Annotated in this window: 22 protein-coding genes; 8 read left to right on the top strand and 14 right to left on the bottom strand. The window is 67.2% G+C overall.

Annotated features, from left to right (window positions below; genetic code table 11):
- The first annotated feature begins 23 nt into the window (after positions 1-23).
- Complete coding sequence (locus tag QOL57_RS15470; protein WP_088100167.1) at positions 24-728, top strand: DUF2968 domain-containing protein; 705 nt, start codon at positions 24-26, stop codon at positions 726-728.
- A gap of 56 nt (positions 729-784) precedes the next feature.
- On the opposite strand, the gene QOL57_RS15465 is transcribed toward QOL57_RS15470, so the two are convergent.
- Complete coding sequence (locus QOL57_RS15465; protein WP_089237973.1) at positions 785-1,174, bottom strand: DUF4124 domain-containing protein; 390 nt, start codon at positions 1,172-1,174, stop codon at positions 785-787.
- 191 nt (positions 1,175-1,365) lie between these two features.
- Between QOL57_RS15465 and QOL57_RS15460 the strand changes: the two genes are divergently transcribed.
- On the top strand, positions 1,366-2,190 hold the full coding sequence (locus QOL57_RS15460; protein WP_089235925.1) for an alpha/beta hydrolase: 825 nt from the start codon (positions 1,366-1,368) through the stop codon (positions 2,188-2,190).
- A 123-nt stretch (positions 2,191-2,313) separates the two neighbouring features.
- Here the strand turns inward: QOL57_RS15460 and QOL57_RS15455 are convergent, their stop codons facing one another.
- The 7 genes from QOL57_RS15455 to QOL57_RS15425 form a co-directional block, all read right to left on the bottom strand.
- Positions 2,314-3,960 carry an MFS transporter gene (locus QOL57_RS15455; RefSeq protein ID WP_089235926.1) on the bottom strand — a complete coding sequence of 549 codons (1,647 nt, stop codon included), beginning with the start codon at positions 3,958-3,960 and terminating at the stop codon, positions 2,314-2,316.
- The gene (locus tag QOL57_RS15450) at positions 3,954-5,237 is read right to left on the bottom strand and encodes an alginate export family protein (RefSeq protein WP_089235927.1); all 1,284 of its coding nucleotides are present in this window, start codon (positions 5,235-5,237) and stop codon (positions 3,954-3,956) included. The genes QOL57_RS15455 and QOL57_RS15450 overlap by 7 nt, the downstream gene beginning before the upstream one ends.
- Positions 5,216-7,063: an amidohydrolase gene (locus tag QOL57_RS15445; protein ID WP_176429844.1), complete on the bottom strand. Its 1,848-nt coding sequence runs from the start codon at positions 7,061-7,063 to the stop codon at positions 5,216-5,218. The genes QOL57_RS15450 and QOL57_RS15445 overlap by 22 nt, the downstream gene beginning before the upstream one ends.
- 119 nt (positions 7,064-7,182) lie before the next feature.
- Positions 7,183-7,608, bottom strand: coding sequence for a DoxX family membrane protein (locus tag QOL57_RS15440; RefSeq protein ID WP_089235929.1), 426 nt, complete (start codon positions 7,606-7,608; stop codon positions 7,183-7,185).
- A 2-nt stretch (positions 7,609-7,610) separates the two neighbouring features.
- Complete coding sequence (locus QOL57_RS15435) at positions 7,611-8,267, bottom strand: hydrolase (RefSeq protein WP_089235930.1); 657 nt, start codon at positions 8,265-8,267, stop codon at positions 7,611-7,613.
- On the bottom strand, positions 8,264-8,644 hold the full coding sequence (locus tag QOL57_RS15430) for an AraC family transcriptional regulator (protein ID WP_223880144.1): 381 nt from the start codon (positions 8,642-8,644) through the stop codon (positions 8,264-8,266). The genes QOL57_RS15435 and QOL57_RS15430 overlap by 4 nt, the downstream gene beginning before the upstream one ends.
- Before the next feature lie 115 nt (positions 8,645-8,759).
- Positions 8,760-9,092: a hypothetical protein gene (locus QOL57_RS15425; RefSeq protein ID WP_089235932.1), complete on the bottom strand. Its 333-nt coding sequence runs from the start codon at positions 9,090-9,092 to the stop codon at positions 8,760-8,762.
- A 96-nt stretch (positions 9,093-9,188) separates the two neighbouring features.
- Here QOL57_RS15425 and QOL57_RS15420 point away from each other — a divergent pair, with 96 nt between their 5' ends.
- Both QOL57_RS15420 and QOL57_RS15415 read left to right on the top strand, forming a co-directional pair.
- Complete coding sequence (locus tag QOL57_RS15420) at positions 9,189-12,221, top strand: sensor histidine kinase (protein ID WP_089235933.1); 3,033 nt, start codon at positions 9,189-9,191, stop codon at positions 12,219-12,221.
- Positions 12,214-12,867 (top strand): response regulator transcription factor, encoded by a 654-nt coding sequence (locus tag QOL57_RS15415; RefSeq protein WP_089235934.1) that lies wholly within the window; start codon positions 12,214-12,216, stop codon positions 12,865-12,867. The genes QOL57_RS15420 and QOL57_RS15415 overlap by 8 nt, the downstream gene beginning before the upstream one ends.
- Positions 12,868-13,422: 555 nt before the next feature.
- On the opposite strand, the gene QOL57_RS15410 is transcribed toward QOL57_RS15415, so the two are convergent.
- Positions 13,423-14,658 (bottom strand): MFS transporter, encoded by a 1,236-nt coding sequence (locus QOL57_RS15410; protein WP_141134207.1) that lies wholly within the window; start codon positions 14,656-14,658, stop codon positions 13,423-13,425.
- A gap of 54 nt (positions 14,659-14,712) precedes the next feature.
- Here QOL57_RS15410 and QOL57_RS15405 point away from each other — a divergent pair, with 54 nt between their 5' ends.
- Complete coding sequence (locus QOL57_RS15405; RefSeq protein WP_089237975.1) at positions 14,713-15,642, top strand: LysR family transcriptional regulator; 930 nt, start codon at positions 14,713-14,715, stop codon at positions 15,640-15,642.
- A gap of 32 nt (positions 15,643-15,674) precedes the next feature.
- Here QOL57_RS15405 and QOL57_RS15400 read toward each other — a convergent pair whose 3' ends face one another.
- Together QOL57_RS15400 and QOL57_RS15395 are read right to left on the bottom strand one after the other, a co-directional pair.
- Positions 15,675-17,123 (bottom strand): amidohydrolase family protein, encoded by a 1,449-nt coding sequence (locus QOL57_RS15400; RefSeq protein WP_089235937.1) that lies wholly within the window; start codon positions 17,121-17,123, stop codon positions 15,675-15,677.
- A 49-nt stretch (positions 17,124-17,172) separates the two neighbouring features.
- Positions 17,173-17,874 carry an ankyrin repeat domain-containing protein gene (locus tag QOL57_RS15395; protein WP_089235938.1) on the bottom strand — a complete coding sequence of 234 codons (702 nt, stop codon included), beginning with the start codon at positions 17,872-17,874 and terminating at the stop codon, positions 17,173-17,175.
- Positions 17,875-17,968: 94 nt separating this feature from the next.
- Here QOL57_RS15395 and QOL57_RS15390 point away from each other — a divergent pair, with 94 nt between their 5' ends.
- Together QOL57_RS15390 and QOL57_RS15385 are read left to right on the top strand one after the other, a co-directional pair.
- Positions 17,969-18,850 carry a LysR substrate-binding domain-containing protein gene (locus QOL57_RS15390; RefSeq protein WP_089235939.1) on the top strand — a complete coding sequence of 294 codons (882 nt, stop codon included), beginning with the start codon at positions 17,969-17,971 and terminating at the stop codon, positions 18,848-18,850.
- 131 nt (positions 18,851-18,981) lie between these two features.
- On the top strand, positions 18,982-19,419 hold the full coding sequence (locus tag QOL57_RS15385) for a DUF3806 domain-containing protein (protein WP_089235940.1): 438 nt from the start codon (positions 18,982-18,984) through the stop codon (positions 19,417-19,419).
- A gap of 116 nt (positions 19,420-19,535) precedes the next feature.
- On the opposite strand, the gene QOL57_RS15380 is transcribed toward QOL57_RS15385, so the two are convergent.
- Entirely contained in the window at positions 19,536-20,696 is a 1,161-nt protein-coding gene (locus QOL57_RS15380) for an amidohydrolase family protein (protein WP_089235941.1), read from the bottom strand.
- Between the two features lie 184 nt (positions 20,697-20,880).
- On the opposite strand from QOL57_RS15380, the gene QOL57_RS15375 reads away from it, so the two are divergent.
- The gene (locus QOL57_RS15375; protein WP_089235942.1) at positions 20,881-21,522 is read left to right on the top strand and encodes a hypothetical protein; all 642 of its coding nucleotides are present in this window, start codon (positions 20,881-20,883) and stop codon (positions 21,520-21,522) included.
- Positions 21,523-21,549: 27 nt separating this feature from the next.
- On the opposite strand, the gene QOL57_RS15370 is transcribed toward QOL57_RS15375, so the two are convergent.
- Positions 21,550-22,182 (bottom strand): hypothetical protein, encoded by a 633-nt coding sequence (locus QOL57_RS15370; protein ID WP_089237977.1) that lies wholly within the window; start codon positions 22,180-22,182, stop codon positions 21,550-21,552.
- Between the two features lie 111 nt (positions 22,183-22,293).
- A complete protein-coding gene (locus QOL57_RS15365) occupies positions 22,294-25,020 on the bottom strand; it encodes a TonB-dependent receptor (protein ID WP_089235943.1) in 2,727 nt (908 codons plus the stop codon).
- Positions 25,021-25,215: the final 195 nt, after the last annotated feature.

The following is a 25,215-nucleotide window of genomic DNA, read 5'->3' as shown; positions in this document are numbered from 1 at the left end:
CTACATCCGTGGATGGTCTAGACATGCGAGAAACTTCAGGGGGCACCGTCTTCGCCCGGTATCCGCGCGGCGCAGCACTGCTGGCCGTGGCCATGATCGTGGTGGCGCCGTCGGCGCTGGCCGCACGTGGCGATCGCACTGCCACCGTCGAGCCGGCCAAGGCCGCACCGGTGGTACGCAACACCGTCGACGAACTCAAGCAGTTGATGGATGCGCAGCAGCTCACCGAGCTGCGTACCACCTACAACGGCAACTACGGCGCCAGCCTGCTGTTCAACGCCAATACCCTGACCTACTACGTGGCCCTGTTCCAGGAGAAGAACTTCTGGCGGGTGATCAAGACCGATGCGGTCGACAACGCCGAGCGTGTCTACCGCACCTTCGCGCAGCAGTCCGAACAGCTGGCGCAGGTCTACATCGATACCACCCGGCTGGAAGCCGGCAAGCGCTACACCGAGCGCCTGGTGGCCTACAACGAAGAACGCCTGCGTACCCTGCAGCAGGAAATGGAACAGCAGCAGGCGCAGTCGGCGCAGGTCAGTGCAGCGCTGCAGCAGGCCCAGCAGCAGGCGGTCAGCCTGAGCACCGACGTGCAGAGCACCAACAGCCAACTCGATGCGCTGCAGCGCCGGATCCAGATCCTACAGGCCGAACAGGGCAACCCGGAGCTGAGCCTGCCCAAGCCGGATGCAGCCGCGGCGCCGGCCGCCGCCAGCGACGGCCGCTGAGGCTTACCCGGCCTGTAGACCAGAACGGCACCTTCGGGTGCCGTTTTTCGTTGTGCTCAACGACAGGCTTCGCGCACCGCGTCATCCAGCTGCCTGCGCTGCAGGTAGTCGAGCCTGCGCGGCTTGGCCAGCGTCGCTACCTGCCGCTGCCGCGCTTGCTCGCAGCCGCGCGGGTTGGCCGTGATCGATATCAGCGCGCCCTGCGTACGCCCGCGCCGTGGCGTCCGCGTGGTTCTGCTCCGGGCAGGCTGCACGACCGAAGGTAGCGGCCCACGCGCCCTCGACTCCACATCTGGCACTTCCCAGCGCCACTCCGCCCGCCCCTGGCAGGGCGTCTGCTGGTAGACCGGGTGGTCACCATCAGTGCATTTGTAGACGTTGGTCTGCGCCGTCGCGACAGCGGCCAACAGCAGTCCAGGCAACACTCCCCATCTCGGCATCTTCATGGCAGCCCTCGCGCGTCCGATGGCCATGGTTGTCATCAGTACGGGCCTGCCGCCAGAGCGAGTCGCGTCAGCGCAACGAACCCGTCAATCCGCCACAGCCGTGCAATGCACACGGCACATCGTGCGCTGTACTGCCACAGGCGCCCGCCAACCCGCGGGCGTCTTCCCTCCCTTCCGCCAAGGAACCTGCAATGAGCAATTTCGTGACCGTCAACGATGGCGCCCGCATCTTCTACAAGGACTGGGGCACCGGCCAGCCTGTCGTATTCGCCCATGGCTGGCCGCTGTCGTCCGACGCCTGGGACCCGCAGATGCTGTTCATGGGCCAGAACGGCTACAGGGTGATCGCCCACGATCGCCGCAGCCATGGCCGCTCCAGCCAGACCTGGGACGGCAACAACATGGATACCTACGCCGACGACCTCGCTGCCGTTCTGGATGCGCTGGACGTGAAGGACGCGATCCTTGTCGGCCATTCCACCGGCGGTGGCGAAGTGGCCCACTACATCGGCCGCCATGGCAGCACGCGCGTGGCCAAGGTGGTGCTGGTCGGTGCGGTGCCGCCGTTGATGCTGAGGACCGCCAGCAATCCGGCCGGCACTCCGCTGGACGTGTTCGACGGCATCCGCAAGGGCACCGGTGGCGACCGTTCGCAGTTCTTCAAGGATCTGGCCACGCCATTCTTCGGCGCCAACCGTGATGGCAACAGCGTCACCGAAGGCATGCGTGATTCGTTCTGGCTGCAGGGCATGCTGGGCGGCGTGAAGGGCCAGTACGACTGCATCCACGAGTTCTCGGAAGTGGACTACACCGAAGATCTGAAGAAGATCGACGTGCCGGCGCTGGTGGTGCACGGCGATGACGACCAGATCGTGCCGTTCGACGCCTCGGCCAAGCTGTCCTCGCAGATCATCAAGGACGCCGAACTGAAGGTGTATGTCGGTGCGCCGCACGGCCTCACCCTTACCCATGCAGATCAGTTCAACGCCGACCTGCTGGCGTTCGCACGCAGATGAGGTATCGCGGCGGCGCTCCGGCGCCGCCGCTCCTGCGGTAGTGCCGGCCGCTGGCCGGCAACCGCATCAACCCCGCTCGAAACCGCGTTCAGCCGGCCAACGGCCGCCTCTACCACGGGGCCGTCAGATGTCGCTGTGGTGATGTGGCGCCGCCGCCGGCAGCGGATCATGGCCGCCGACGAAATGACGCACCACCGGGGCGCGCTCACCGCGATGCAGCGCGCGCAGCGCCTCCTGGATCGCCTTGTCGTCGGCGGTGATGCGCTCATGCTGGCGCAGGTGCTCCAACCACGACGCCGCCACGAAATATTCCAGATGGATGCCCGGGGTAGCCACATCCTCGACCACGCCCCAGACCACGGCGCCATCGCGTCGACGGATCGTTCCCAGCGTGCGCATCTGCGCCTGGAACGCGGCACGATCGGCGGCGTCGATGCGATATTCGATGGTCACCAGCACCGGTCCACGATCATTCGACACCGGTACCGACAGCTCCGGCGCTGGCCAATGGCCAGCCGGGCTCAGGTTCAGATCCTCGGCGCCGGCAATGCGCACGCGCCACACCAGCAGGCCGCCGATGACCGCACCTGCTGCGGCCACCAGCAATGCCAGCTCCGGCGATGTGCGCTGCGCCAGCGCGCCCCAGCTCAGGCCGCCGGCCGCCATGCCGGCCGAGAACACCATGATGTACAGGGCAAGTGCCCGTGCTCTCACCCAGGCCGGCACCGCCGTTTGTGCTGCGATCTGCAACGAGGACAGTACGGTGATCCAGGCAAAGCCATTGACCAGCATCACCAGCGGCAACACGTACCAGCTGCGGGTCAGCGCCAGGCCGGCCAGGCTTGCAGCCAGCGACAAGGTGGCCAGCAGCACCAGCAGGTCGCGGTCGAGTTTGGCCCGCAGCTTCGGCAGCAGCAGCGCACCGCCCACCGCACCGATGCCGATGCAACCCAGCAGTACGCCGTACTGCCCTGCCCCGCCCTGCATCTGTCCGCGCACCACCACCGGCAGCATCGCGTTCATCGCTGCGGCAAAGAAGAAGAAACCGGCCGATTTGATCAGTACCGCCTGCAGGCGTCCGGCACGGCTGGCATAGCGCAGGCCTGCCTTCAACCCGGCACCGAACCCTTCCGGAGGCAGGCTGGACGCCTTCGGATCGCGCTTCCAGCCCCACACCACGAACAGCATTGCCGCAAAGGTGATGGCATTGAACCCGAAGGCCCACACCGCACCCAGCTGGGCCACGATCACGCCGCCGATGGCTGGACCGATCGAACGGGCGATGTTGATGCCGATGGAATTGAGTGCCACCGCCGAAGCCAGCATCGGTTGCGGCACCAGCTCGGAGACGATCGCGGCCTGCGCCGGCATCGCCATCGCCGCGCCGCAGCCCATGCAGAAGGTCAGCAGTACCAGCAGCTGTGGCGTCAGCAGATCCATCGCCGTAAGCACCGCCGTCACTGCCGCCACCAGCAGCATCCAGCCCTGGGTGAACAGCAGGTACTTCCGGCGGTCGACGATGTCGGCCAGGGTGCCGGCAGCCAGCGCCAGCAGCACGATCGGCACGGTGGTGGCCGACTGCACCAGTGCCACCATCAATGCCGAGCCGGTGCGTTCGGCCATCACCCAGGCCGCAGCGACGTCGTTGACCCAGGTACCGATGTTGCTGGCCAGGATCGCCAGCCAGATCGAGCGGAACATGCGGATCTTCAGCGGCGACCAGGCGCCATCGGCCTGTGGGGAGTGTTGTGACGCGGATGCGTTCACCATTGCCATGCTCCAACGATTGAGGCGAACAGCGTGTCCTGGCCGCCGGCCTGCTTCAGTGCAGGGCCCGCATCGACCCAGGCCAGCTGCAGCTGCCATTGCCAGCGGTCATTGACCTGCCAGCGGGTTTCGGATTTGTACTGGGTACCGATGCGGCGTGCGCCACCGGCACTGCCGGGCAGCGCAACCAACGGTGCCGGCGTGGTGTAGACCGCATCGGCGCGCCGCTGCTTCCAGGCCAGCTGTACACCCAGCTCGGTGGTCACCGCGTCATGCAGGCGCAGTGCCAGTGTCGGTTGCAGATCCATCAGGTTGGCCGGTGCCAACAGGCTGGCTTCGCTGAAATAGGCGGACTTGGGAAACAGTGCATTGAACGTACCGAGCCGACCATCACCTGGATCTGCATCGCCGCTGGCGATATCGGCTTTCAGGCCCAGCCGCGGTTGCAACGGGAGCCCGGCCCAGCGCCAGCCGGTATCGGTGGCCAGGGTCCATGCGCGGATGTCCAGATCGCCGGTCACGGCCCGCAGCTCACCGCCCTGCACCACCAGTTCGGTATTCCAGTCCAGCGCACCGGACTGGCCGAACCAGCGCGCGCCGAGCGTCTGCCGCCGCTCGGTACCGCTGCCTGCGGCGAAGCGCGCGCCCTCGCGACGATAGTCCAGCAGATAGAGATCCCACTGGCTGCCGCCTGCGGCCTTCGCCGTCGTCGCATACACGCCGATCAGGTGTGCACCGCGCTCACCGCGGTCATCGAACGCACCCGGGCGGTTCTCCACCGGTCGCAGCGCCATCAGGTCCAGCGCGCCCCGCCGGCCCTGCCAACCTACCCGTGCACCATCAAAGGCCAGGCGGATGTTCGGCCCGTCGCGCACCGACAGCAGGCGCGAGCTGCCATAGCCCGCTTCCTGCCTGCCCAGCTGCACGTGCATGCCTCCAGCAGTCCAGCGCCAGTACGCCTGCTGCACGTCCAGCGCGCCGCGATCGGTTCGACCTGGGCCACCGACCTTGCCGCGCTCGGCATGCGCACCCAGCTGCAGCTTCGCCTGCCAGTCATCGCGGGCGAAGGTGGCCGATGCCAGCGCACGCAGCAGGCCGTAGCCATCCTCGCCGCCACCAACGCCGAACCGGCTCGGGTCGTAGTACATGCCACGCAGGCGCAGCGATGCATCCCACTGCAACTGGCCATCGCCAACCGCGGCACAGGCGCCACCGTCGCAGGCAAGTGCCAACGACGGCAACGCCAGTGACGCCAGGGTCAGAACGCGAAGCACGAACATCCCATCGCGCCCCAGAACGCGGTCAGGTCATCGGTTGGCGCGGCATGGCGGGCCGCGTGTCCGTGCGCACCATGGGTGCTGCAGGCTGCGCCGTGATGGTGATGATGGGCCGCCGCCAGGCCAGTGGCGGCGCCGCCGACGTGGTAGCCACCGAAGCGGTTCACCGGCGACCAGTCCGGCATCGCCGGTGGCAGCTGCGGGGCCAACCCGGCGTAGTCGCCGTCGCCATGTACGATGCGGCCACCCACCACGGTCAGCAGGCTGGTGATGTCGGCGATCTGCTGCTCATCGACACGGAAGAAGTCCGCCGACAACAGGATGAAGTCGGCCAGCTGGCCTGTCTTCAGCGTGCCCTTCACCGCTTCGTCGCCGGAGAACCAGGCACTGCCCTGCGTCCACAGGCGCAGGGCCTGCTCGCGTTCCAGCAGGTTTTCATCGCCGTACAGGGCCAGGCCACCGACCGTGCGCCCGGTCACCAGCCACGACAGCGCCACCCAAGGGTTGTAGCTGGCCACGCGGGTGGCGTCGGTGCCCGCGCCGACCGGCACGCCCTCGGCCAGCATCCGCTTCACCGGTGGCGTGTGCCGCGCCGCCTGCACGCCATAGCGCTGCACGAATGCCTCGCCCTGGTAGGCCATGCGGTGCTGCACGGCGATGCCGCCGTTCAGTGCGCGGATACGCTCGATGTTGCGCGGGGTGATGGTCTCGGCGTGGTCGATGAACCAGTGCAGGCCGTCGAACGGCACCTCGCGGTTGACCTGTTCGTAGACGTCGAGGATGCGGCTGATGCTTTCGTCGTAGGTCGCGTGGATGCGGAACGGCCAACGCTTCTCCACCAGCAGCTTCACCACGTCGTGCAGTTCCGGCTCCAGCTCCGGCGGCAGTTCCGGGCGCGGCTCGTTGAACAGTTCGAAATCGGCTGCCGAGAACACCAGCATCTCGCCGGCACCGTTGTGGCGCAGCAGGTCATCGCCCTGGCGGGGCTGCAGCATCTCGCTCCAGCCGCGGAAATCACTCACCTCGCTGCCCTTGTTCTGGGTGAACAGGTTGTAGGCGATGCGCACGGTCAGCTGCTGGTCGCGATGCAGCTGCTCGATGACCTGGTAGTCCTCGGGGTAGTTCTGGAAACCACCGCCGGCGTCGATCACCGAGGTGATGCCCAGGCGGTTCAACTCGCGCATGAAATGGCGGGTGGAATTGGCCTGGTATTCGATCGGCAGCTTCGGCCCCTTGGCCAGGGTTGCATACAGGATCAGTGCGTTCGGCTTGGCCAGCAGCAGGCCAGTCGGGTTGCCCAGCGAATCGCGCACGATCTGTCCGCCGGGCGGATCGGGCGTTTCCTTGGTATAGCCGCAGGCACGCAGCGCCGCGCGGTTGAGCAGCGCGCGGTCGTACAGGTGCAGCAGGAACACCGGCGTATCCGGGGCAATGTCGTTCAGTTCCTGCAGGGTCGGCAGGCGCTTCTCGGTGAACTGGGTAGCGGTGAATCCACCGACCACACGTACCCACTGCGGTGCGGGCGTGCGGTCCACCTGCGCCTTCAGCATGGCCATCGCATCGGCCAGCGAGCGCAGGCCGTCCCAACGCAGTTCCAGGTTGTAGTTCAAGCCGCCGCGGATCAGGTGGGTGTGGCTGTCATTGAGACCCGGCACCACGCGCCGTCCCTGTGCATCGATGAGGGTGGCTTCGCTGCCCCAGTCGCGCATGATCTGTTCATCGCTGCCGACAGCGACGATACGACCTTCCTGCACGGCCAATGCCTGCGCATGCGGTTGCTGCGGGTCGAGGGTGGTGATGCGTGCGTTGCGGATGACCAGCGTACTCATGCGGCGCTCCTTGGAAGGGGATTCGATGGCTGCGGCGGTGCCACCAGCCAGGCCCAGCGCCAGCGCGGCACCGGTGGCCAGCACCACGTTGCGGCGGCCAGGATCAAGAGGTTCGTTGCTCATGCGATGTCTCCAGAAAGAACCAACCCATCCATCGCCCATGCACCGGGCCCGGCCAGGGCGATGGCCAGCAATGCCAGCGTCCACAACAACGGATACTCGGCACCGCCGCGCATCCAGAACCAGCCTTTGGGCAGTGCCAGCAGTGCGGTGAAGGCGATGAACGCGGCAGCCACGAGCGCGGCGATCCGGGCCTGCCAGCCCAGCATCACCGCCGTGCCGGACGCCACCTGCAGCAGCGCCAGCAACAGGGGCAACGGGGCCGCCGCAGGCAGACCGAAGCCACGCAGTTCGCCGGCAAAACCCGCCAGGCCAGGACCGTTGAACCAGCCGAACAGTTTTCCCAGCGCGTGCGGCAGCAGGAATCCTCCCGCCGCCACCCGCAGGATCAGCAAGGCCAGGTCGAGGCCATGGCCGTCGCGCACGCTCAGTGCCCGCCTTCCTGCGCGCCGAACATGGTCTTGGCGTACTGGATGCCGACGCCATAGCCGCCCGCATGGTCGCGAGCGATGCCGGTGGTCAGCTCGTAGGTCTCACCGCGCGACCAGTCGCGCTGCAGTTCCAGCAGGTACTGCACGCTGGTGATCGGCACTGCACCGGCCTGCACCATGCGGGTGATCGCGCGTTCGTGCGCCTCTTCACTCACATCGCCGCAGGCATCGGTGATCACATAGACTTCGAACCCCTGCTCCAGTGCCGACAGCGTTGGGCCGACGATGCAGACGCTGGTCCACAACCCGGCCAGCACCAGCCGACGCTTGCCGATGCGGTTCACCTCATCGATCACCGGCTGGTCTTCCCAGGTGTTCATCGACGTGCGATCGAACACCGTCTGGCCCGGGAAGATCGCCGGCAGCTCCGGGAACATCGGGCCGGAGAACGACTTCTCGGCCACCGTAGTCAGCAGCACCGGCACGTTGAAGCCCTTCGCGCCCTTGCTGATCAACGACACGTTGTTGCGCAGCGCCGAGATGTCGATGGTGTGGGTGGCGAACGCCATCTGCGACTGGTAGTCGATCAGGATCAGGGCGTGGTCGGTGGGTGACAGCAGTGCGTTGGCGGGGGTGGCGGTGGCGAGGTTCATGGGTGGACTCCAGTGGAGGAAACAACAAGGGGAAGTGCGAGCGCCGCATCACCGGCCAGATACTGGCCGGGGCTGCAGCCGGTCTCGGCGCGGAAGCTGCGGACGAAATGGCTCTGGTCGAAAAAACCCAGATGCTGGGCCAGGCAGGTCATCGACTGCCGGTGGGTCGCCAGCAGCTGCCGCGCACGTTCAATGCGCCGCCGACGTACGTAGCGAAGCGGGCTGGCACCGGTGCCACTGCGGAACAGGCGCACCAGATGGAAACGGCTGACGCAGGCGACCTCGGCCAGCTCGGTGACCCGCAGCGGCTGCGACAGGTGCTCATCGATGTAGCGCAGCGCACGCTGCAGGGCGGCCGACTGCTGGGGCGCCAGCATGGGCATGGGCTGGGCGTGCGAAAGGACGGTAACCATGCTCGGGCGCCGCAGCGGGGGTGGCCCATGGTGCGGCGCCAGCCGTCGGCGCCCTACCCCCAACGGTCGAGGTCAACACTCACCCGATCGGGGGAGGCGGCCGTCGCAAGCGTCGCCGGCCGAACAGCCGCGCGTCCAGCGAATAGGCGCCCGGCCCCAGCAGCAACAAGGCCAACGGCAGCAGCGACCATGGCAACGCCGCGCCCTGCCAATAGAGCCCCGGCACCGCCAGCGCGACCGCCAACGGCGTGAACAGGCCGGGCAACAGCAAGCCCGTTGCCGCCAGGCACAGCCACCACGACCCACCTGCAGCGGTACCTGGCAGCACCAGCGCGCTGGTCACGCACATTCTCAGCCACAGCAATCCCAGGCCCGGGCCGCGATCGGGAAACATCACATACAAGCGCTGCATCGCCGGCCTCCATCATCCATGCCGGCGTGATAGCCGACCCCGCAGCATCACGCCTACCCCATTCGGGTCACCTGCGCCTGCCCCGCACCTGCCAGAATGCGCGTCATGCGTGGCCACATCTTCCCTCTCCCGCGTCGCCTGCCGGCGCTGCTGTCGTGCCTGCTGTTGCTGATCGCCCTGCCCGTGCTCGCTGCACAGCATCCGGTGATCAGCGACGGCATGCCCGGCTACCAGCACACCGCGTGGCGGGTGGGCCAAGGGGCGCCCGGCGATATCTGGGACATCGCCCAGGATCGTGAAGGCATGCTGTGGCTGGCGACCGGCTCGGGCCTGTACCGCTTCGACGGTCGTCGTTTCGAGCGCCAGGCGGCACCGACGGGCGCCCGCTTCCCCTCCACCAACATGGTCACGCTCGGCCTCGACGGCGAGGGCGACGGCCTGTGGATCGGCTATTTCCAGGCCGGCATCAGCCAGTTCTCGCCGCAGCGGCTGCGCAGTTTCGGGCGCGCACAGGGCGTGCCGGTGGGCGTTGTGCCGCGCTTCGCGCATGACCGCAATGGACGCCTGTGGGCTGCAATCAACGGTGGCCTGCGCTGGTTCGACGGGCAACGCTGGCAGGCGCCGTCTGCCGATGAAGGCGTGCCACAACGTCGTGTGCAATGGCTGCTCCAGGACAGCCACGGCACCTTCTGGGTGCTGGCCGACCTGCACATCTGGAAGCGCCCGGCGGGAAAGACCGCATTTGAAAACACCGGCATCGCGGTCTCGCAGATGGCGACCCTGGTGGAAAGCCCGCAAGGCGAGATCTGGCTGGCTGACCGTATCCGCGGCACCTCGCCGCTGGCCAACGCGCAGGGGCTGCTGCCCCCCAGCGAACGTGAAGCGCGGCGCATGCCGGACCTGGTGGCCGCGCGGCTGCAGTTCACCGCCGATGGCGCACTGTGGGCCACGATGAGCCCGCACGGTGGCGTCGCCCGCGTCACCTTCGATGGCCAGCAGGCCGTGCGCATCGAGCGCTTCGACACACCGCAGGGCCTCACCGCGACCTCGGCGGTGCCGGTCATCGCTGACCGCGAAGGCAACCTGTGGGTCGGCACCAACCTCGGCCTCAACCGCTTCCGCGCCCGCAGCGTGCAGACGCTGGCCGTCGGCCCCAGCGATCCTTACCGCTCGCTGGTACGCGGCAGCGATGGCCGCGTGTACGGCTATGGCGAAGACCTCAAGCTGTTCGACCTGCAGCGCCCGCTGCTTTCCGAAAGCGCGGCGCAGTTGCAGGCCGCCGCGCAGCGGGCGCCCACGCCGGTCTGGCAGTTCGACTGGATCAACCTCGCGCGCACGGTGGGCGGCCACACCACGCGCATTCCCCTGCCCGCACCGTTCACCGGCCAGCCCCTGCATGCCCTGCTGTTTGCCGAAGATGACCAGGCCTGGGCCTGCGCCGGTGAGCAGGCGGTGCTGCAGTACGCGGATGACCGCTGGCGACGCGAGACGCGGCTGCCCGAACAGGCCTGCTCGTCGCTGGCGCGTGCCAGCAACGGCGCGCTGCTGCTTGGTTATTCCGACGGCACGCTGCGCCGCCTGGATGCCGCATCGATCAGCACGTTCGGCGCGGCACAGGGGCTGTCAGTCGGCCCGATAACCGCGCTGCTGCAGCATGACGATCTACTGCTGATTGCCGGTGAGGCGGGCCTGGCCGCGCGCCTCGGCAACGGCCGCTTCCTGCCGGTGCGCACCAACACCACCGGCATTCTCGAAGGCATTACCGGCATGGTCGGCGATGCCCAAGGGCGACTCTGGCTCAACGGCAGCCGCGGCCTGGTGCGGCTCGAAGTCGCGGCCCTGCGCAGCGCACTGCGCGACGGCCAGCCGGTTGCCCCGCGCCTGTTCGATGCCGTCGATGGCATGCCTGGCATTGCCCTGCAGAGCGGCCCCATCCCGACCGCCGTACTGGCCGCCGACGGCCTGCTGTGGCTGGCTACCAACCAGGGCCTGGCGTGGCTGGACACCCTGCAGCCGCACATCAACACCATGGCGCCTTGGGTGCGCATCGGCGACGTGCTGTATGGCACCACCCAGACGCCGTTGCAGGAGGGTCTGCGCCTGCCGGCCGGAACCTCCCAGCTGCAGATCGACTATGTCGCGCTGTCGCTGGCGCGGCCCGAGCGCAACCGCTACCGCTACCGCCTGTCCGGCGTGGACGACGGCTGGCAGGACGCTGGTGGCAGCACGCGCGCCTACTACACCAATCTGGCACCGGGTCATTACCGTTTCGAGGTGGAGGCTGCCAACGAGGACGGCATCTGGAGCCGCGCGCCAGCGACCCGCAACTTCCGGATCGCGCCCACGTTCCTGCAGAGCGTCTGGTTCAAGTTGTTGTGCGTGGTGCTGGTGCTGGCCGTGCTGATGCTGGCCATCCGCATCCGCAGCGGCCAGCTCGCGATGCTGTTCCGCGCCCGCCTGCAGGAGCGCAACGGCGAGCGCGAACGCATCGCACGCGACCTGCACGACACCCTGCTGCAGGGCAGCCAGGGGCTCATCCTGCGGCTGCACGCCATCAGCCAGTCCGCGCAGACACCTGAACCGGTGCGCACCCAGCTGGAGGCGGCGATGCAGTTGGCCGAGCAGAATCTTGCCGAAGGCCGGGAGCGGGTCAACGCGCTCCGTGACGGACCGTTTGCCGGTCGCGACCTCGCCTCGGCGCTGGCCGATGTGCACGCCGAATACGCGGGCCAAGGCACCAACCCGCTGCGCCTGACCGTGGAAGGCAGTCCCCCGCCCCTGCAGACCGATGCCGCCGAAGAAGTGTTCCTGATCGGACGCGAGGCCATCCGCAACGCGCTGCGGCATGCGCAGGCCAGTGCCATTGAAGTGGAGCTGTCCTACGGCACCCGCTGCTTCCTGCTGCACGTACGCGATGATGGTGTCGGTATTGCCGACGAGGATGCCGGCCGCGGTCATTGGGGCATGCAGGGCATGCGCGAGCGCGCACAGCGACTGGGCGCGGAACTGCAGCTGTGGACCCGACCGGGACTGGGCACCGAAGTGGCGCTGTCCGTGCCGGCCCGTCGCCTGTATCACCGCCGTCCATCGCGCTGGCGCTGGCCGTGGAGCAGACCCACCCATGACTGAATCCCTTCCTCCCATCGGCGTGCTGGTGGTTGATGACCATCCCCTGCTGCGCGATGGCCTGGCGGCACTGCTGAGCACGCACGCAGACCTGCGCCTGCTCGGCGAAGCCGCCGATGGCGAAGAGGCGCTTGCCCGCTACCAGCAGCTGCAACCCGATGTGGTGCTGATGGACCTGCAGATGCCACGCATGGACGGCGTGGAAGCGATCGTGCGGATCCGCGCGCTTGATCCACGTGCACGCATCATCGTGCTGACGACCTATCGTGGCGATGTGCGTGCGGTGCGTGCATTGCAGGCTGGGGCCAGCGCCTACCTGTTGAAAGACACGCTGCGCCACGAACTGGTGGACACCATCCGCACGGTGGCCAGCGGCCGCCGCGCACCGATACCGGCAGAGGTAGCGGCCAGCATCGCCGCACATGTAGTGGAAGACCGGTTGTCGCCGCGCGAAACCGAAGTACTGCGCCACGTGGCCGGCGGCCTGTCGAACAAGCGCATCGGCGAACGCATGCAGATTTCCGAGCAGACGGTGAAGGCGCACATGAAGAGCCTGATGGACAAGCTGGGCGTCGGCGACCGCACCCACGCGGTAACCCAGGCGCTGCGCCGCGGAATCATCAGCCTGGATGACACCGGTCAGGATTGAAGGGGGTTCGGCCGGGCTGCGCCCGGCACCCGCCGAATCAACGGCCCAAGCAACGCCAACTGCAACAGCAACAGCGGGTTTGCTGCGGGATGGCGAGGTGGATCCGGTGGCAGGGGCCGCTGCAAGTACGTCCATGTAAGCTCGGTCGCCGCATCCATGCGGCTCACGCCCCTGCCACCGGACCCACCCCGCCTTCGACAGATCTCCGCGAGCTGCCCGGATGACATGACCTGCTCTTGGTAGGTGTCGACCTTGGTCGACACGTAGATCCACGCCATGCGTGGATGCTCTTCGTTCAATTGTCGAAATATTAGATTTCGATGGAGATTCATCCAGCATGGGATGGGTCCATCAGACACCAGAAAACTGTCGAAGGTGGGGCGGTGTCGGATTGCGGGGTGTCAGCCGCATGGATGCGGCTGCCAAGCCTACAAGGACGTACTTGCGGCGTCCCCGCAATCCGACACCGCCCCGCCCTCCCACGGAATCCAGCTTCTGCCGTTGCCGTTGCCGTTGTTTCGGCGGGTGCAGGGCGCAGCCCTGCCGAACACCCCCTCAACGCAGCCGGATCAACAGGCTGCCACCGGCACAGATCGTCGCCAGCCACGCCACGCCCTGCCACCCCCACTGCGCCAACGTCAGGCTGCCCAATGCACCGCCGCCGGCCATGCCGATGAACATTCCGGTGAACAGCAGCGCGTTGAGGCGACTGCGTGCCGGCGGCACCAGGCCGTAGACCAGGGTCTGGTGCGCGACCAGCGCCGACTGGAAACCGAAATCGAACAGCAACGCGCTGACCACCAGCAACGGCAGCAACGCAGCGGCCGGCAACCATGACTCGGCCAGCAACAGGGCAAAGCCTGCCAGCGCGACGGTAATCGCCAACCGCGCTACCGCAGGGCTGCCCAAGCGATCGGCGAAGCGGCCGGCAACCGGCGCAGCCAATGCACCCGCAGCACCGGCAATACCGAACGCACCCGCAGCGGCACTGCCCAGACCCAGCCGTGCGTGCAGCATCAGCGCCAGCGTCGACCAGAACGCACTGAAGCCCACCGCCAGCAGCGACTGGCTGGCCACGGCGCGACGCAACTGCGGCTGCTCGCGCCAGAGCGCCAGCAACGAGCCCAGCAACGCGGGGTAGCGCAGCGTGCTGGTCGCGGCGAAGTGCGGCAGTGCCCGTGCCATCACCGCGCCCATCGCCAGCACCGAGAGTGCCGCGAGGCCGAACTGCACGCGCCAGCCCCAGGCTTCGGCCACCACGCCGCTGACCACGCGCGACAGCAGGATGCCCAGCAGCAGGCCGGTCATTACCCTGCCCACCACCTGCCCACGCTGCGCATCCGGCGCCAGCACCGCAGCGGCCGGCACGATGTCCTGCGCCAGCGTGGCCATCAGCCCGACCAGCAGGCTGGCAACAAGCAGCCCCGGCAACTGGCCGGCAAAGGCCGCCGCACCCAGGGCCAACGCCAACAGCACCGACTTCAGCAGGATCAGGTTGCGCCGGTCGAAGCGGTCGCCCAGCGGAGCCAGCAGCAGGATGCCCAGCGCATAACCCAGCTGGGTCAGGGTCGGCACCAGGCCCACGGCGCGCTCGCCCGCACCGAGATCCTGGGCGATCAGGCCCAGCATCGGCTGACTGTAATAGAGCGAGGCCACCGAGAAGCCCGCGCCGGCGGCCATGGCCAGCACCAATGATGGGGCGGGCGCAGCGCTGGGCGCAGCGGTGATGGTTGAGAGCGAGGGAGTGGACATGGGGGCATCCGGGAAAGAAGTGGAGCGTAGCTTGACCATATTCGCGACACGTCTGCAGTAGGCTCACTTACATACTTGTCATACGTCATGCGCATGAACGACCTTGCCTTGGGTGGCGACCGCCTGGACCTGCTGCGTACTTTCCTGCGCATCGTGGACAGTGGCAGCCTTTCTGCTGCTGCCCTGCAACTGGGCACCACCCAGCCCACCGTCAGCCGTCGGCTTCAAGCCCTGGAGCGGCAACTGGGTCTGCGCCTGCTGCAACGGTCCACACACGGCCTGCTGCTGACCGAGGACGGCCAGCGCTGCCAACGCCATGCGCAGCGGGTAGTGGACGAATGGGAAGCGCTGCAGGCCGAGCTGCACGGCCAGGCCCAGATGCTCAGCGGTCGCCTGCGGGTGATGGTGCCGCATGCGTTCGGCCAGGCGCAGCTGCTGCCGACCATGCTCGATTTCCTGGCCCAGCATCCACAGTTGAGCCTGGAGTGGATCCTTGAGGACCGCCGTCCGGACTTCATCGCCGAAGGCATCGACTGCGCGGTGCGGGTCGGCACGGTCGACGAACCGCGCATGGTCGCCCTGCCGCTGGCCGAAGTACCGCGCATCGTCGTAGCAGCACCCTCGCTGGCCGACGCGGGTTCGATCACCACGCCCGAACAGGCGCAGGCATTGCCCTGGATCTCGCTGGTCACCTACTACCGCGAACGTCTGCTGCTGCACGACGCGCAAGGCCGCGCACACACGCTGGCGATCACCCCACGCCTGCTCAGCGACAACCTGTTCGTGGTGCAGCAGGCTGCACGTGCTGGCTTGGGCGCGGCGGTGGTTTCGGCCTGGCTGGTGGCCGACGACCTGGCCGAAGGACGGCTGGTACAGCTGCTGCCGGACTGGCAGGCACCACCGCTGCCCGTGCATCTGGTGTTCCCTGCGGCGCGACAGCAACCCCTGCGCCTGCGCGCCTTCATCGACGCAATGAAAGCTGCGCTGCCGCAACTGCATGGCATGCGGCCGGCACCACGCTAGGCGCTGCCGGACACATCAACGCGGGCGTGGTGCTACTTCGCCGCGGCATTCCAGCCAGCGACCTTGGTCTTGGTGTCGGCCAGCATCTTGTCCAGCGCCGCGCGATCGTACACATCGCCACGCAGGATCACGCTGTCGATCTTTTCGGTGGCGGCGATGTCCTGCAACGGATTGGCGGTCAGCAGCACCAGATCGGCGGCCTTGCCCGTGGCGACACCGCCATAGCGCTGCATCTGGCCGAACCAGGCCGGGCCGGAGCGGGTCGCGGCCGACAGCGCCTGCGGTGCGCTCAGGCCTTCCTTCACGAACAGCTGCAACTCCTGGTGCAGGCCGATACCCGGGTAGTTGAACGAATTGAGGAAGCCCGCATCGGTGCCGGCGATGATCGTCACCCCCGCTTCCTGCAGCAACGGCAGCACCGCAGCCACCTGGTGGTACTGCGCATGGCGCGCCTCGATCTGCGCCGGCGTGGCCTTTGCAGCGCGCTCAACGCGCCAGGTATAGGTCGCACGCAGGCCCGGGCCGATGTAAGCCAGATACGGGTCGTTGGCGTGGTCGTCCTGGTCGAGGAAGTCGAGGATGCGGCCACCATTGAGCGTCGGCGTCACGAATACGCCGCGCTTGGCGAAATCACGATAGGCATGCAGCGCGGTTTCGCGATCGAAGCTGGCGTCGAGCTGGCGGTTGGCCTCGGCGCGGTCGATGCGCCCGGCGCCGAAATCGGCGGCGATCTGCGCTTCATCCTTGCTGCCCGCCTTGAAGGCATAGTCCAGATGTTCGATCGAGGCCAGGCCTGCATCCACAGCCTGTTCCACCGTCAACGCCATCGGAATATGGCCTGAGGCCTTGAAACCCGCCTTGCGCGCGGCGCTGGCCGAGTACAGGAACAGTTCCGGGGTCAGCGTGCTGTCGGTGATCTTCACGAAGTCGACCTTGTCGTGCTGCAGGCGCTCGATCGCCTTGTCCGCGTCGGCCTTGCTGCCCACCTCGAGCGTGCCCTTCCAGACCGGCTTGATGCCTTCGATCTTCGCACCGGACGTCAGCAGGCGCGGACCGAACAGCGTGCCGTTGGCGATTTCGCCGCGCCACTGCAGTACCTGCTGCGGAAGATCCCCGGAGCAGTCACGGATCGTGGTGATGCCGTGGGCGATGTACAGCGGCAGCAGCGCCTTGTTCTCTTCCACCAGCGCCGGGCCGCCACCGAAGTGCACGTGCATGTCCCACAAGCCCGGAATCAGATACTTGCCCTTGGCGTCGATCTGGCGGCTGGTACTCCACTGGCTGCGCACCTGCGCATCGGGACCGACCGCGACGATGTCCTCGCCACGGATGACCACGCTCTGCCCGGGCACGCTGCGCGCGTGCTCGACATCGACCACGGTGGCGTTGCGGATCAGCAGATCGGCGCGCTCGGCGGCAGACGCCGACAGCGGTGCAACCGCAAGAAGGATGGCGAGGGACAACGAATGGGAACGGAACATGGACAGCATCCTGGTGGGCACGGCAGCGTGCGGGTGGAAGGGGCGGTTGTCAGCGCGTCGCGCCGTGCTGGCGCAGCAGGGTTTCGATGTTGGCGTAACCGCGTTGCCTGGCATGCGCCAGCGGCGTTACGCCGTCGCCATCGGCAAACTCGGGGTTGGCACCGGCGGCCAGCAGCAGCTGCACGATCTGCACGTGGCGCGCGCCGCCATCGCCGAGCAGGATCGCCTCCAGCAGCGCAGTCCAGTGCAGGCGATTGACATGGTCCACCGCCACGCCGGCGCGCAACAGCGTACGCACGGTGGCGACATGACCGCGTTCGGCAGCAGGAATCAGCGCGGTACCGCCATAGCGGTTGGTGCTGCGCAGGTCTGCACCGTGCGCGAGCGTCAGCGCCAGGATCTCATCCAGGCCGCGCGCGCCGGCGTACAGGTAGGCGCTGTCCTGCATCGAGTCCTTGGCATTGACGTCGGCGCCGGCCTCGATCAGCTCACGCGCCGCGTCCACGTTGTTGCCGTGGGTGGCCAGCAGCAGAGCCGTGCGGCCCTGGCCGTCACGCGCCTCCAGATCGGCACCCGCGTCCAGTGCCTCCCGCACGGCCTCGACATCGCCGCGGCTGGCGGCATCGCGCAGCTGCGCATCGGCGTCGCTTCGGGAAGTCGCCGTGCACGCCGGGATCACCATGACCAACAGGCACAGCAACAGCATGCGACCCAATGCCGAACGACGCTGGCGGGAGCGAGGGTGGTGCATCGTGACTCTCCTCATGCGCGATGGCGCCGGCCATTGCCGGTCCCTGCCCTGCATGGTAGAAGTCGGCACGGGTATCCAGAAGTGAAATGTTCAAATGCAAGACAGTGCCAAATCGAATAGAACAGTGTTCGAACTGGACCTGCTGCGGGCCCTGGTGATGGTCGCCGACTGCGGCAGCTTCACCACGGCGGCCACCCGCCTGCATTCGACCCAGTCCACGGTCAGCCAGAAGGTGCGGCGGCTGGAGGAACTGGCCGGGCATCGCCTGCTCGAGCGCGGCCACCGCGACGTGCATCCCACCGATGCCGGCCACACCCTGCTGGGTTATGCCCGGCGCATGCTGGACCTGAACGAGGAGTTGGCCCAGGCCTTGGCCGGCGCCACCGTGGAGACCGCGGTGCGCATCGGTTTACCGGAGGACTTCGTCAACGCACAGACCACGCGCATGCTCGCTGCCTTCAGCCGCCGCCACCCGCAGGTCAAGCTGGAAATCAGCAGCGGTCTCAGCCGTGATCTGGCCCACGGCTTTGACCATGGCGAGCTGGACCTGGTGCTGGTCAAGCAGCGTCGCAACACCCGCCAGGCCGTGCATTGCCGGCGCGAACCGATGCACTGGATCGACAGCCTGCGCAGCAGCAGCCTGCAGCAGGACCCGCTGCCACTGGTCACCTTCCCACCACGCGGGCTGTACCGCGACGAGATGATCCAGGCCGTCGAAGCCCTTGGCCTGCGCTGGCGTATCGCGTTCACCAGTTCCTCGCTGAGCGGCATCCAGGGCGCGGTGGCCGACGGCATCGGCATCAGCCTGCTGCCACGTCGCGCGGTCAACCGCGAACACCGCATCATCGATGGCGAGCGCGACCTGCCGGTGGTAGACAACTACGAGATCGGCCTGCTGCATCGTGCGGACGCTGATGATGCGGTGCGTGCGCTGGCCAGCGAACTGTGGCGCCAAGTGCAACGCGAACCGGACTGACCACAGTAGATCCACGCCATGCGTGGATGCCTTTCGCGCGTCAAGCATCGAAACATGGTCAATCCGGCCGCACGGCGGGCAGCATTACCCGCTAGAGTGCCTGCTGTTTCCGTGGCCCGCGGCGCTTCGCCATGTCCGACGAAATTCCCACCCGCTTCGATCCCCTGCCCGCTGCGCTGCAAGCGCATCTGCAGCACCAGCGTTCACGGATCGCCGCTCGCGTGGTCGCCGAATTTCCCACCCTGCCGGTGCAATGGCCACTGTCGGCCCCCACGCTGCAGCGCGTAGTCGATGCGGAGCTGATCGATCGGGACGACTGCGATGGTTGGGAGGCGCTGGGCGTGGCGTTCGGCGACACGCTGGCCCAGCGCGTGCCGGGGCTGGCCTGGATGCAGGTCACCGATGCCTGGGGCATCGACGCGGTGCTGCGTTATGCCGACAGCAGCCTGCAGATCGGCGCTGGCACGCTGCTGCTCAAACGCGTCGAGCAGGGCGAGACGATCGACATCGCCCATCTGCTGGCGTGGTTGGAGGAGTTCGTCGCCGCCCGCGCCGACGATTACGCCTGAAAGGCTGCCGAGCATGGCTCGGCACTACAAGGGGTTGGCGCTGCGTGAGAGATAGATCCACGCCATGCGTGGATGAATGTGACCACGCGATGGTTCCATCCACGCACGGCATGGATCTACAGCCAGCGACCGTCGACCACCACGCGGCGCTCCACCGGCACCCCTGCCACCGCAGCCGGACCATGATCGGCACGTACCGCCACGAAGGTGGCCGGCAGACCGTCTGCAATGCCGTACTGCGGCAACCCGATCACCGTCGCCGCATGGGTGGTGACCATGTCCAGCGCCAGCATCAGGTCCGCATCGGTGTAGAAGCCGGAGCGGTAACCGAGCAGCATCGCCCGCTGCAGCAGGTCGCCACTGCCGTAGGGCCACCAGCAGTCGCGGATGTTGTCGTTGCCGGCAAACACGCGTACACCCGCGTCGTGCAGTGCGCGCAACGGCGGGAACGGATGGTCGCCCGGTGCGTTGCTCATGATCGCCACGCCTGCGGCAGCCAACGCCTCACCCACCTGCAGCGCCCGCGCCAATGGCACCTCGCCCAGCGCATAAGCGTGACTGACCGCCACCCTGCCCTGCAGGCCCGCCGCGCGCGTGCGCGCCGCGATCCGCAGCAGCTGCGCCAGCCCGGTCTCGCCCGGCTCGTGCAGGTGGATGTCCAGGCGCACGCCATAGCGCTCGGCCAGCCCGAACAACAACGCAAGCTGGCCGTCGGCATCCCCGTCCAGCGTGCTCGGGTCGATGCCACCCAGTACTTCCACCCCTGCAGCAATCGCCTGTTCCAGAACCGCCGCCGTACCCGGGCACGACATCACGCCCGCCTGCGGGAACGCCACCAGCTGGATGCGCATGATGTCGGCACAGCGCAGCGCCGCCTCGCGCACGGCCTGCAGATGCTGCAGGCCGGTACTGCCATCGATGTCGACGTGGCAACGCATCGCCACCGTACCGAATGCGCTGCACTGGCGGATCAGCGCCTCGGCACGGTCCGCCATCGGTGCAGCGGCGGCAATCGCGGTCTTCTCCACCGCCAGGCGTTCGCGCAGGCTGTTCACTGGATGATGCGGATGCCAGCGGTCGCCGACGAAGCTCTTGTCCAGATGGATATGGCCGTCGACCAGTCCAGGCAGAACCGTGAAGCCGGTCAGATCGACGCTTTCGGACTCCTCCGGTGCGGCATCGTCGCCATTGATGCCGGCAAAACGGCCATCACGAATATGGAAATGCAGTGGGGTACCGTCGCGATCGACGCCACCATGGACGAACTGCAGAGTCATCTGGATCTCCCGGAAAGCCAATACTGGCGCCATCCTGCCCGTCACCGCTGCCATCGGCCAACGAAATATCCGCATGCCATGCATTCACCGGCACGATGAATCCCGCCCGCGACCCTGCGCCGCAGGGACGCCGGATGCACGCCTGAACGGGTAACATGGGCGCCTGTTTCCGCTGTGATGCCGCATGGGCCCGTCCGACCGCCACGATCGTCTTCGCCGCTGGCAGGCCGCGTCCCTGTTGGCCGCCGCCCCGATCGCCAGCCTGTCCGCCACCGATGCCAACGCCAGCGCGCCCCTGCAGGCGCCGCCGGGCCAGCAGCGGATCGCCTCGGCTGCGCTGGTCGAGGTGCTGCACCAGCGCGTGCTGACCGGCCAGAGCGCCACCGCTACCCTGGAAAGCTGGTGCGCCGAGCACGGCCTGGCCGAGCAGGCCCGGGTCCGCGCGGTGCGTGTGCATGGCCAGGACAAGCCGGCGCCGGCCGACGTGCTGCAGGCCCTGGGCGCCGATGCCTCCACGCCCCTGCGTTACCGCCGCGTGCAGCTGGCCTGCGGCAGCCGCGTGCTGTCCGAGGCCGACAACTGGTACCTGCCCGACCATCTCAGCCCGGCCATGAACCAGGTGCTCGACACCACCGACGAGCCGTTCGGCCGCGTGGTCGGTCCGCTTGGCTTCCAGCGCCAGACCGTGACCGACCAGACGTTCTGGCCACCGCGCGGCGAAGGCGACCATGGCGTGATCCTGGAAGTGCGCGCCCTGCTGCGCGACCGCCAGCAGCAGCCTTTCAGCTACGTGATCGAGTCGTATCTGGTGCAGGCACTGCCGTAGCGTTTCGTCCGACCGGCATATCCCGACCTACTGGGTGGTGATGCCGTTTGCAGCCGGATCGGTGGAGAACACGAAGCGGCCTGAATGCAGGTTCCGGCCCAGAGTGTACTCGGCCGTTGCGAATGCATAGACGGGGGGCGTATTGCCGTCACCGAAGGAGCGCGCCCAGACGCTGAAGCCGTCGTCGGTCCGGCTGCGGATCTCGCCCAGGCACAGGCTGTAGCCGCACGCGAACGAGACAAGATCCGTATTTCCGTCCAGTGCGGCAGTCACCGCTGACCTGTACAGCACGGTCAGATCCTGCGCTTCCGGGTTGCGCGCCACGTCCTGTTCGAACTGGCTGACCGCCTGTGCGAATGCTCTGTTCGAACCGACCACCGCCCGGAATCTTTCGACGGACATCGCCCCCTCGCTCAACAGGCTCCTTTCCCCAGAGAGGAACGCCGCACCCGATTGAGTGGCCGCCGGAGCAACGACTGCAAGCCTTGGCGAAGCGGCGGCAGTGCCTGCGGATGTCGCAACGGAACGTGCCGGTGTCGCTGCCTCAACCCGGTCGGCAGGCGCCATCGTGGCATCCTTGTCAGCGACAGCAGGTGCTTCTTCCTTGCTGCTGCAGCCCGCAACTGCAAGTACCACAACCATCAGATGACGAACGTCCATGCGCTGCTTCCTCTCTGGTGACCTTGTGAGCATGCCACTCCATGGCGTTGGAAGCGAAGTGCCAAACAACGAAAAGCCCGGCAATGCCGGGCCTTTCGTTTTCCGCTTCGATCAACGGAACCGGTAATCCAGCTCCACCCAGAACTGACGGCCATACGGGTCGTAGTTGCCGACCGGATAGAACGGCCAACCACCCCCGTTCCTGTCCGCCGGCGGCCGGCTGTCGCGCAGGTTGTTGACGATCACACCCAGTGTCAGGTTCTCGCCGAACTGGCGGAACACACTGGCGTTGTAGGTCATGTACGGCGCGATGCGGCCACTGCCATCGCTCTTCGGCAGCGAGCCATACCGGTTGCCATAGATCGTCGCGGTCCAGTCACCCTGGTTCCAGGTGATGCTGCCATTGGCCTTGCTGCGCCACTGCCAGTCATCCAGCGAATTGCGGATATCGCGCACTTCGTCATCGGCAAACTGCTTGTACTCGTGCTCCAGCACCAGGGTGTAGGCCAGACGCGTGGTGAAGCGGCCATAGCGGCCCGCATCGAAGCGCCAGTTGCCCTTCAGGTCGATGCCGCGCACCGACTCGGACGCCGCATTGATCGGGTTGATCAATACGCGGGTCACCTGGTCCGGCTGCACGGTGGCAGTGGAGGGGTTGCGGATCACCCGCGAAAGCGCGTCCTGGCACAGCGGCGAGCCGATGTCGCGCGCTTCGCCGCCGAGGGTGCGACCCAGCCGGCAGTCGGCCTCATCACGCAGGATGCGGCTGGTGTCGAGGCTGGTCACCTCGTTGTCGATGCGGATGTCGTAGTAGTCGGCGCTGAAATCCAGCCCGGACAGCGGCGACCAGACCACGCCGAAACCATACGATTTGGCCGACTCCGGCTGCAGCTGCGGGTTGGCGCGGTTGCTGTAGTCGATGGACAGGCCGTTGTAGTCGCAGTTGTCATACGACTGGCCGGCAGTGCGGCAGCGCCAGTAGTCGGTCATGCCGGGGTTGTAGCCGCGGGTCTCGGTGGCGAACACATAATTCATGTCCGGCGCACGGAAGCTGGTGGCCGCAGTACCGCGGATCAGCAGGCTTTCGATCGGACGGAATTCGACACCGAAGCTCCAGGTTGCCTTGCCGAGATGCTCGCCACCAGCACGGTACTGGTCGTAGCGACCTGCCAGGGTGGTGGTCAGCGACTGCAGCAACGGCAGCTGCAGTTCAACGCCCGCCGCATAGCGGTCACGCTCGCCACCGGCACCGATGCCGGCGCTGGTGTTCCAGAATTCGCCGGTGCCCAGGCGTGGGTCCGGGCGGTTGCGATAGCCCTGGCTGCCCGCTTCAACCACCGCGGCCAACGCGGCGTCGCCACCCGGCAATGCGAACAGGCGACCATTGACCGTCGCACTGAAGGTCTGCAGCCACGCAGCGTTGCGGCTCTCCTGGTAGTCGGACAGGCGACCGTACTCATCGGGCGTCAGCGGCCGGAACAGGCGCGACGGATCCGGTGCATACACCTCCACGCCGTTGCGCACACCGAGCTGCGGCCCCAGCAGGTACTCGTTGATGCCAGCCAGCAGCACCGGGCGGCGCGTACGGTTCTCGTAGCGCGAGCGGCTGTAGACCGCCTCGTAGTCCCAGCCGCTGTCGCCGATCTGACCACGCGCACCGACATTGAACGACCACGAGTTTTCCAGGAAGCGATTGGCGTTGCGCGGCAGGCCACCGATCTCCTCTGGCGCAAAGCGGCGGTACCAGCTCTCCAGGTTGCCCGTGTTCTGGTTGTAGAAATAGTTGCGTGACGAGGTCCAGGTGGGCGCGCGTGTGTTGTTGTGGATCCGTGCGCTGCCCACGGCGACATCGGCGAACAGGTCGGTGGTGTCGTTGACGTGGAACGTCAGCAGACCGTAGCCGTTGAGGTTGCGCTTCTCGGTCTGCACGGTCCAGTAGCTGGCAGCGGCTTCGTTGCTGCCGCAGTACGCGCCCTGGCGAGGGTTGTTGGCGCGGAACACGCTGCCGCCGTAGATGGCCGAGGCCGCATCGCAGCCGGCCGCGCCCGGATCGATATTGCGGCCAGTGGCTGCGTTGCGACGATAGGCGACGGCCGTCGGCTGCGGCGCCTTGCCGGTGGGATCATCGTCCAGCGAATCCATGAAGTCGCGCTGCCGCGCGTGGATCGCCTTGCGCACGTCCAGTTCGAAGCCGAACAGGCCTTCCCAGCGCTCGCCCGAGCTGCCGCCCACCACCTGCACACGCTGGTTGTCACCACCGCCCTGCTGGGTGCCGCCGGCACGCACGTTGACGTCCACACCGTCGAAGCGATCCTTGAGGATGATGTTGACCACGCCGGCGATGGCATCGGAGCCGTACACCGCCGATGCGCCGGCGGCCAGCACCTCGATGCGCTCGATCAGCGCGCTGGGGATGTTGGCCAGGTTGACCACGTTCACCGAGCCTTCGTAGGCCAGCGGATAATCGGCCTGACGGCGGCCGTTGACCAGCACCAGCGTGCGGTTCGGGCCGAGGCCACGCAGGTTGATGGTGTTGGCCGCCGGGGTGAAGGTATTGCCGAAGTCCTCACCCTGCACGTTGCCGGTGTTTTCAGTGAGCGCGCTCAGCGCATCGAATGCGTTGCGGTAGCCCTGCGCATCGATCTGCTCGCGGCTGATCACCGTGACCGGCGACGGTCCCTCGACGCTGGCACGCGGGATGCGCGAGCCGGTGACCTTCACTTCCTGCAATGAGGTGGGTGCGCTTTCCTGCGCGAAGGCCGGCAACGAGGCCAGCATCAGGGACGACAAGGCAAGCACCAGCGGACGCGGGCGCAGCGCCAGGGAAGAGGCGGACATGGGCTTCCTGGGGGAGTTGGGCGGGTGGTCCGGGGCGCTGGCGACGGTGCGCGCATAACGATCCCGTAACGAAAGTGTCCTGAACGGATGGTTGCAACGGAAATGACCAGGCCTGATGGCCTTATGCCTGAACCGAATCAGACCGCAGGCGTCGGCAACACCGCGTTTGCAACTTCTTTCATTGTTCCAGTTCGC

It is taken from the genome of Stenotrophomonas sp. yr243, from assembly GCF_900184195.1.
Classification (GTDB): Bacteria; Pseudomonadota; Gammaproteobacteria; order Xanthomonadales; family Xanthomonadaceae; genus Stenotrophomonas; species Stenotrophomonas lactitubi.
The sequence above is the reverse complement of the archived record's forward strand: the minus strand, read 5'-3'. Positions and strand labels throughout refer to the sequence as shown.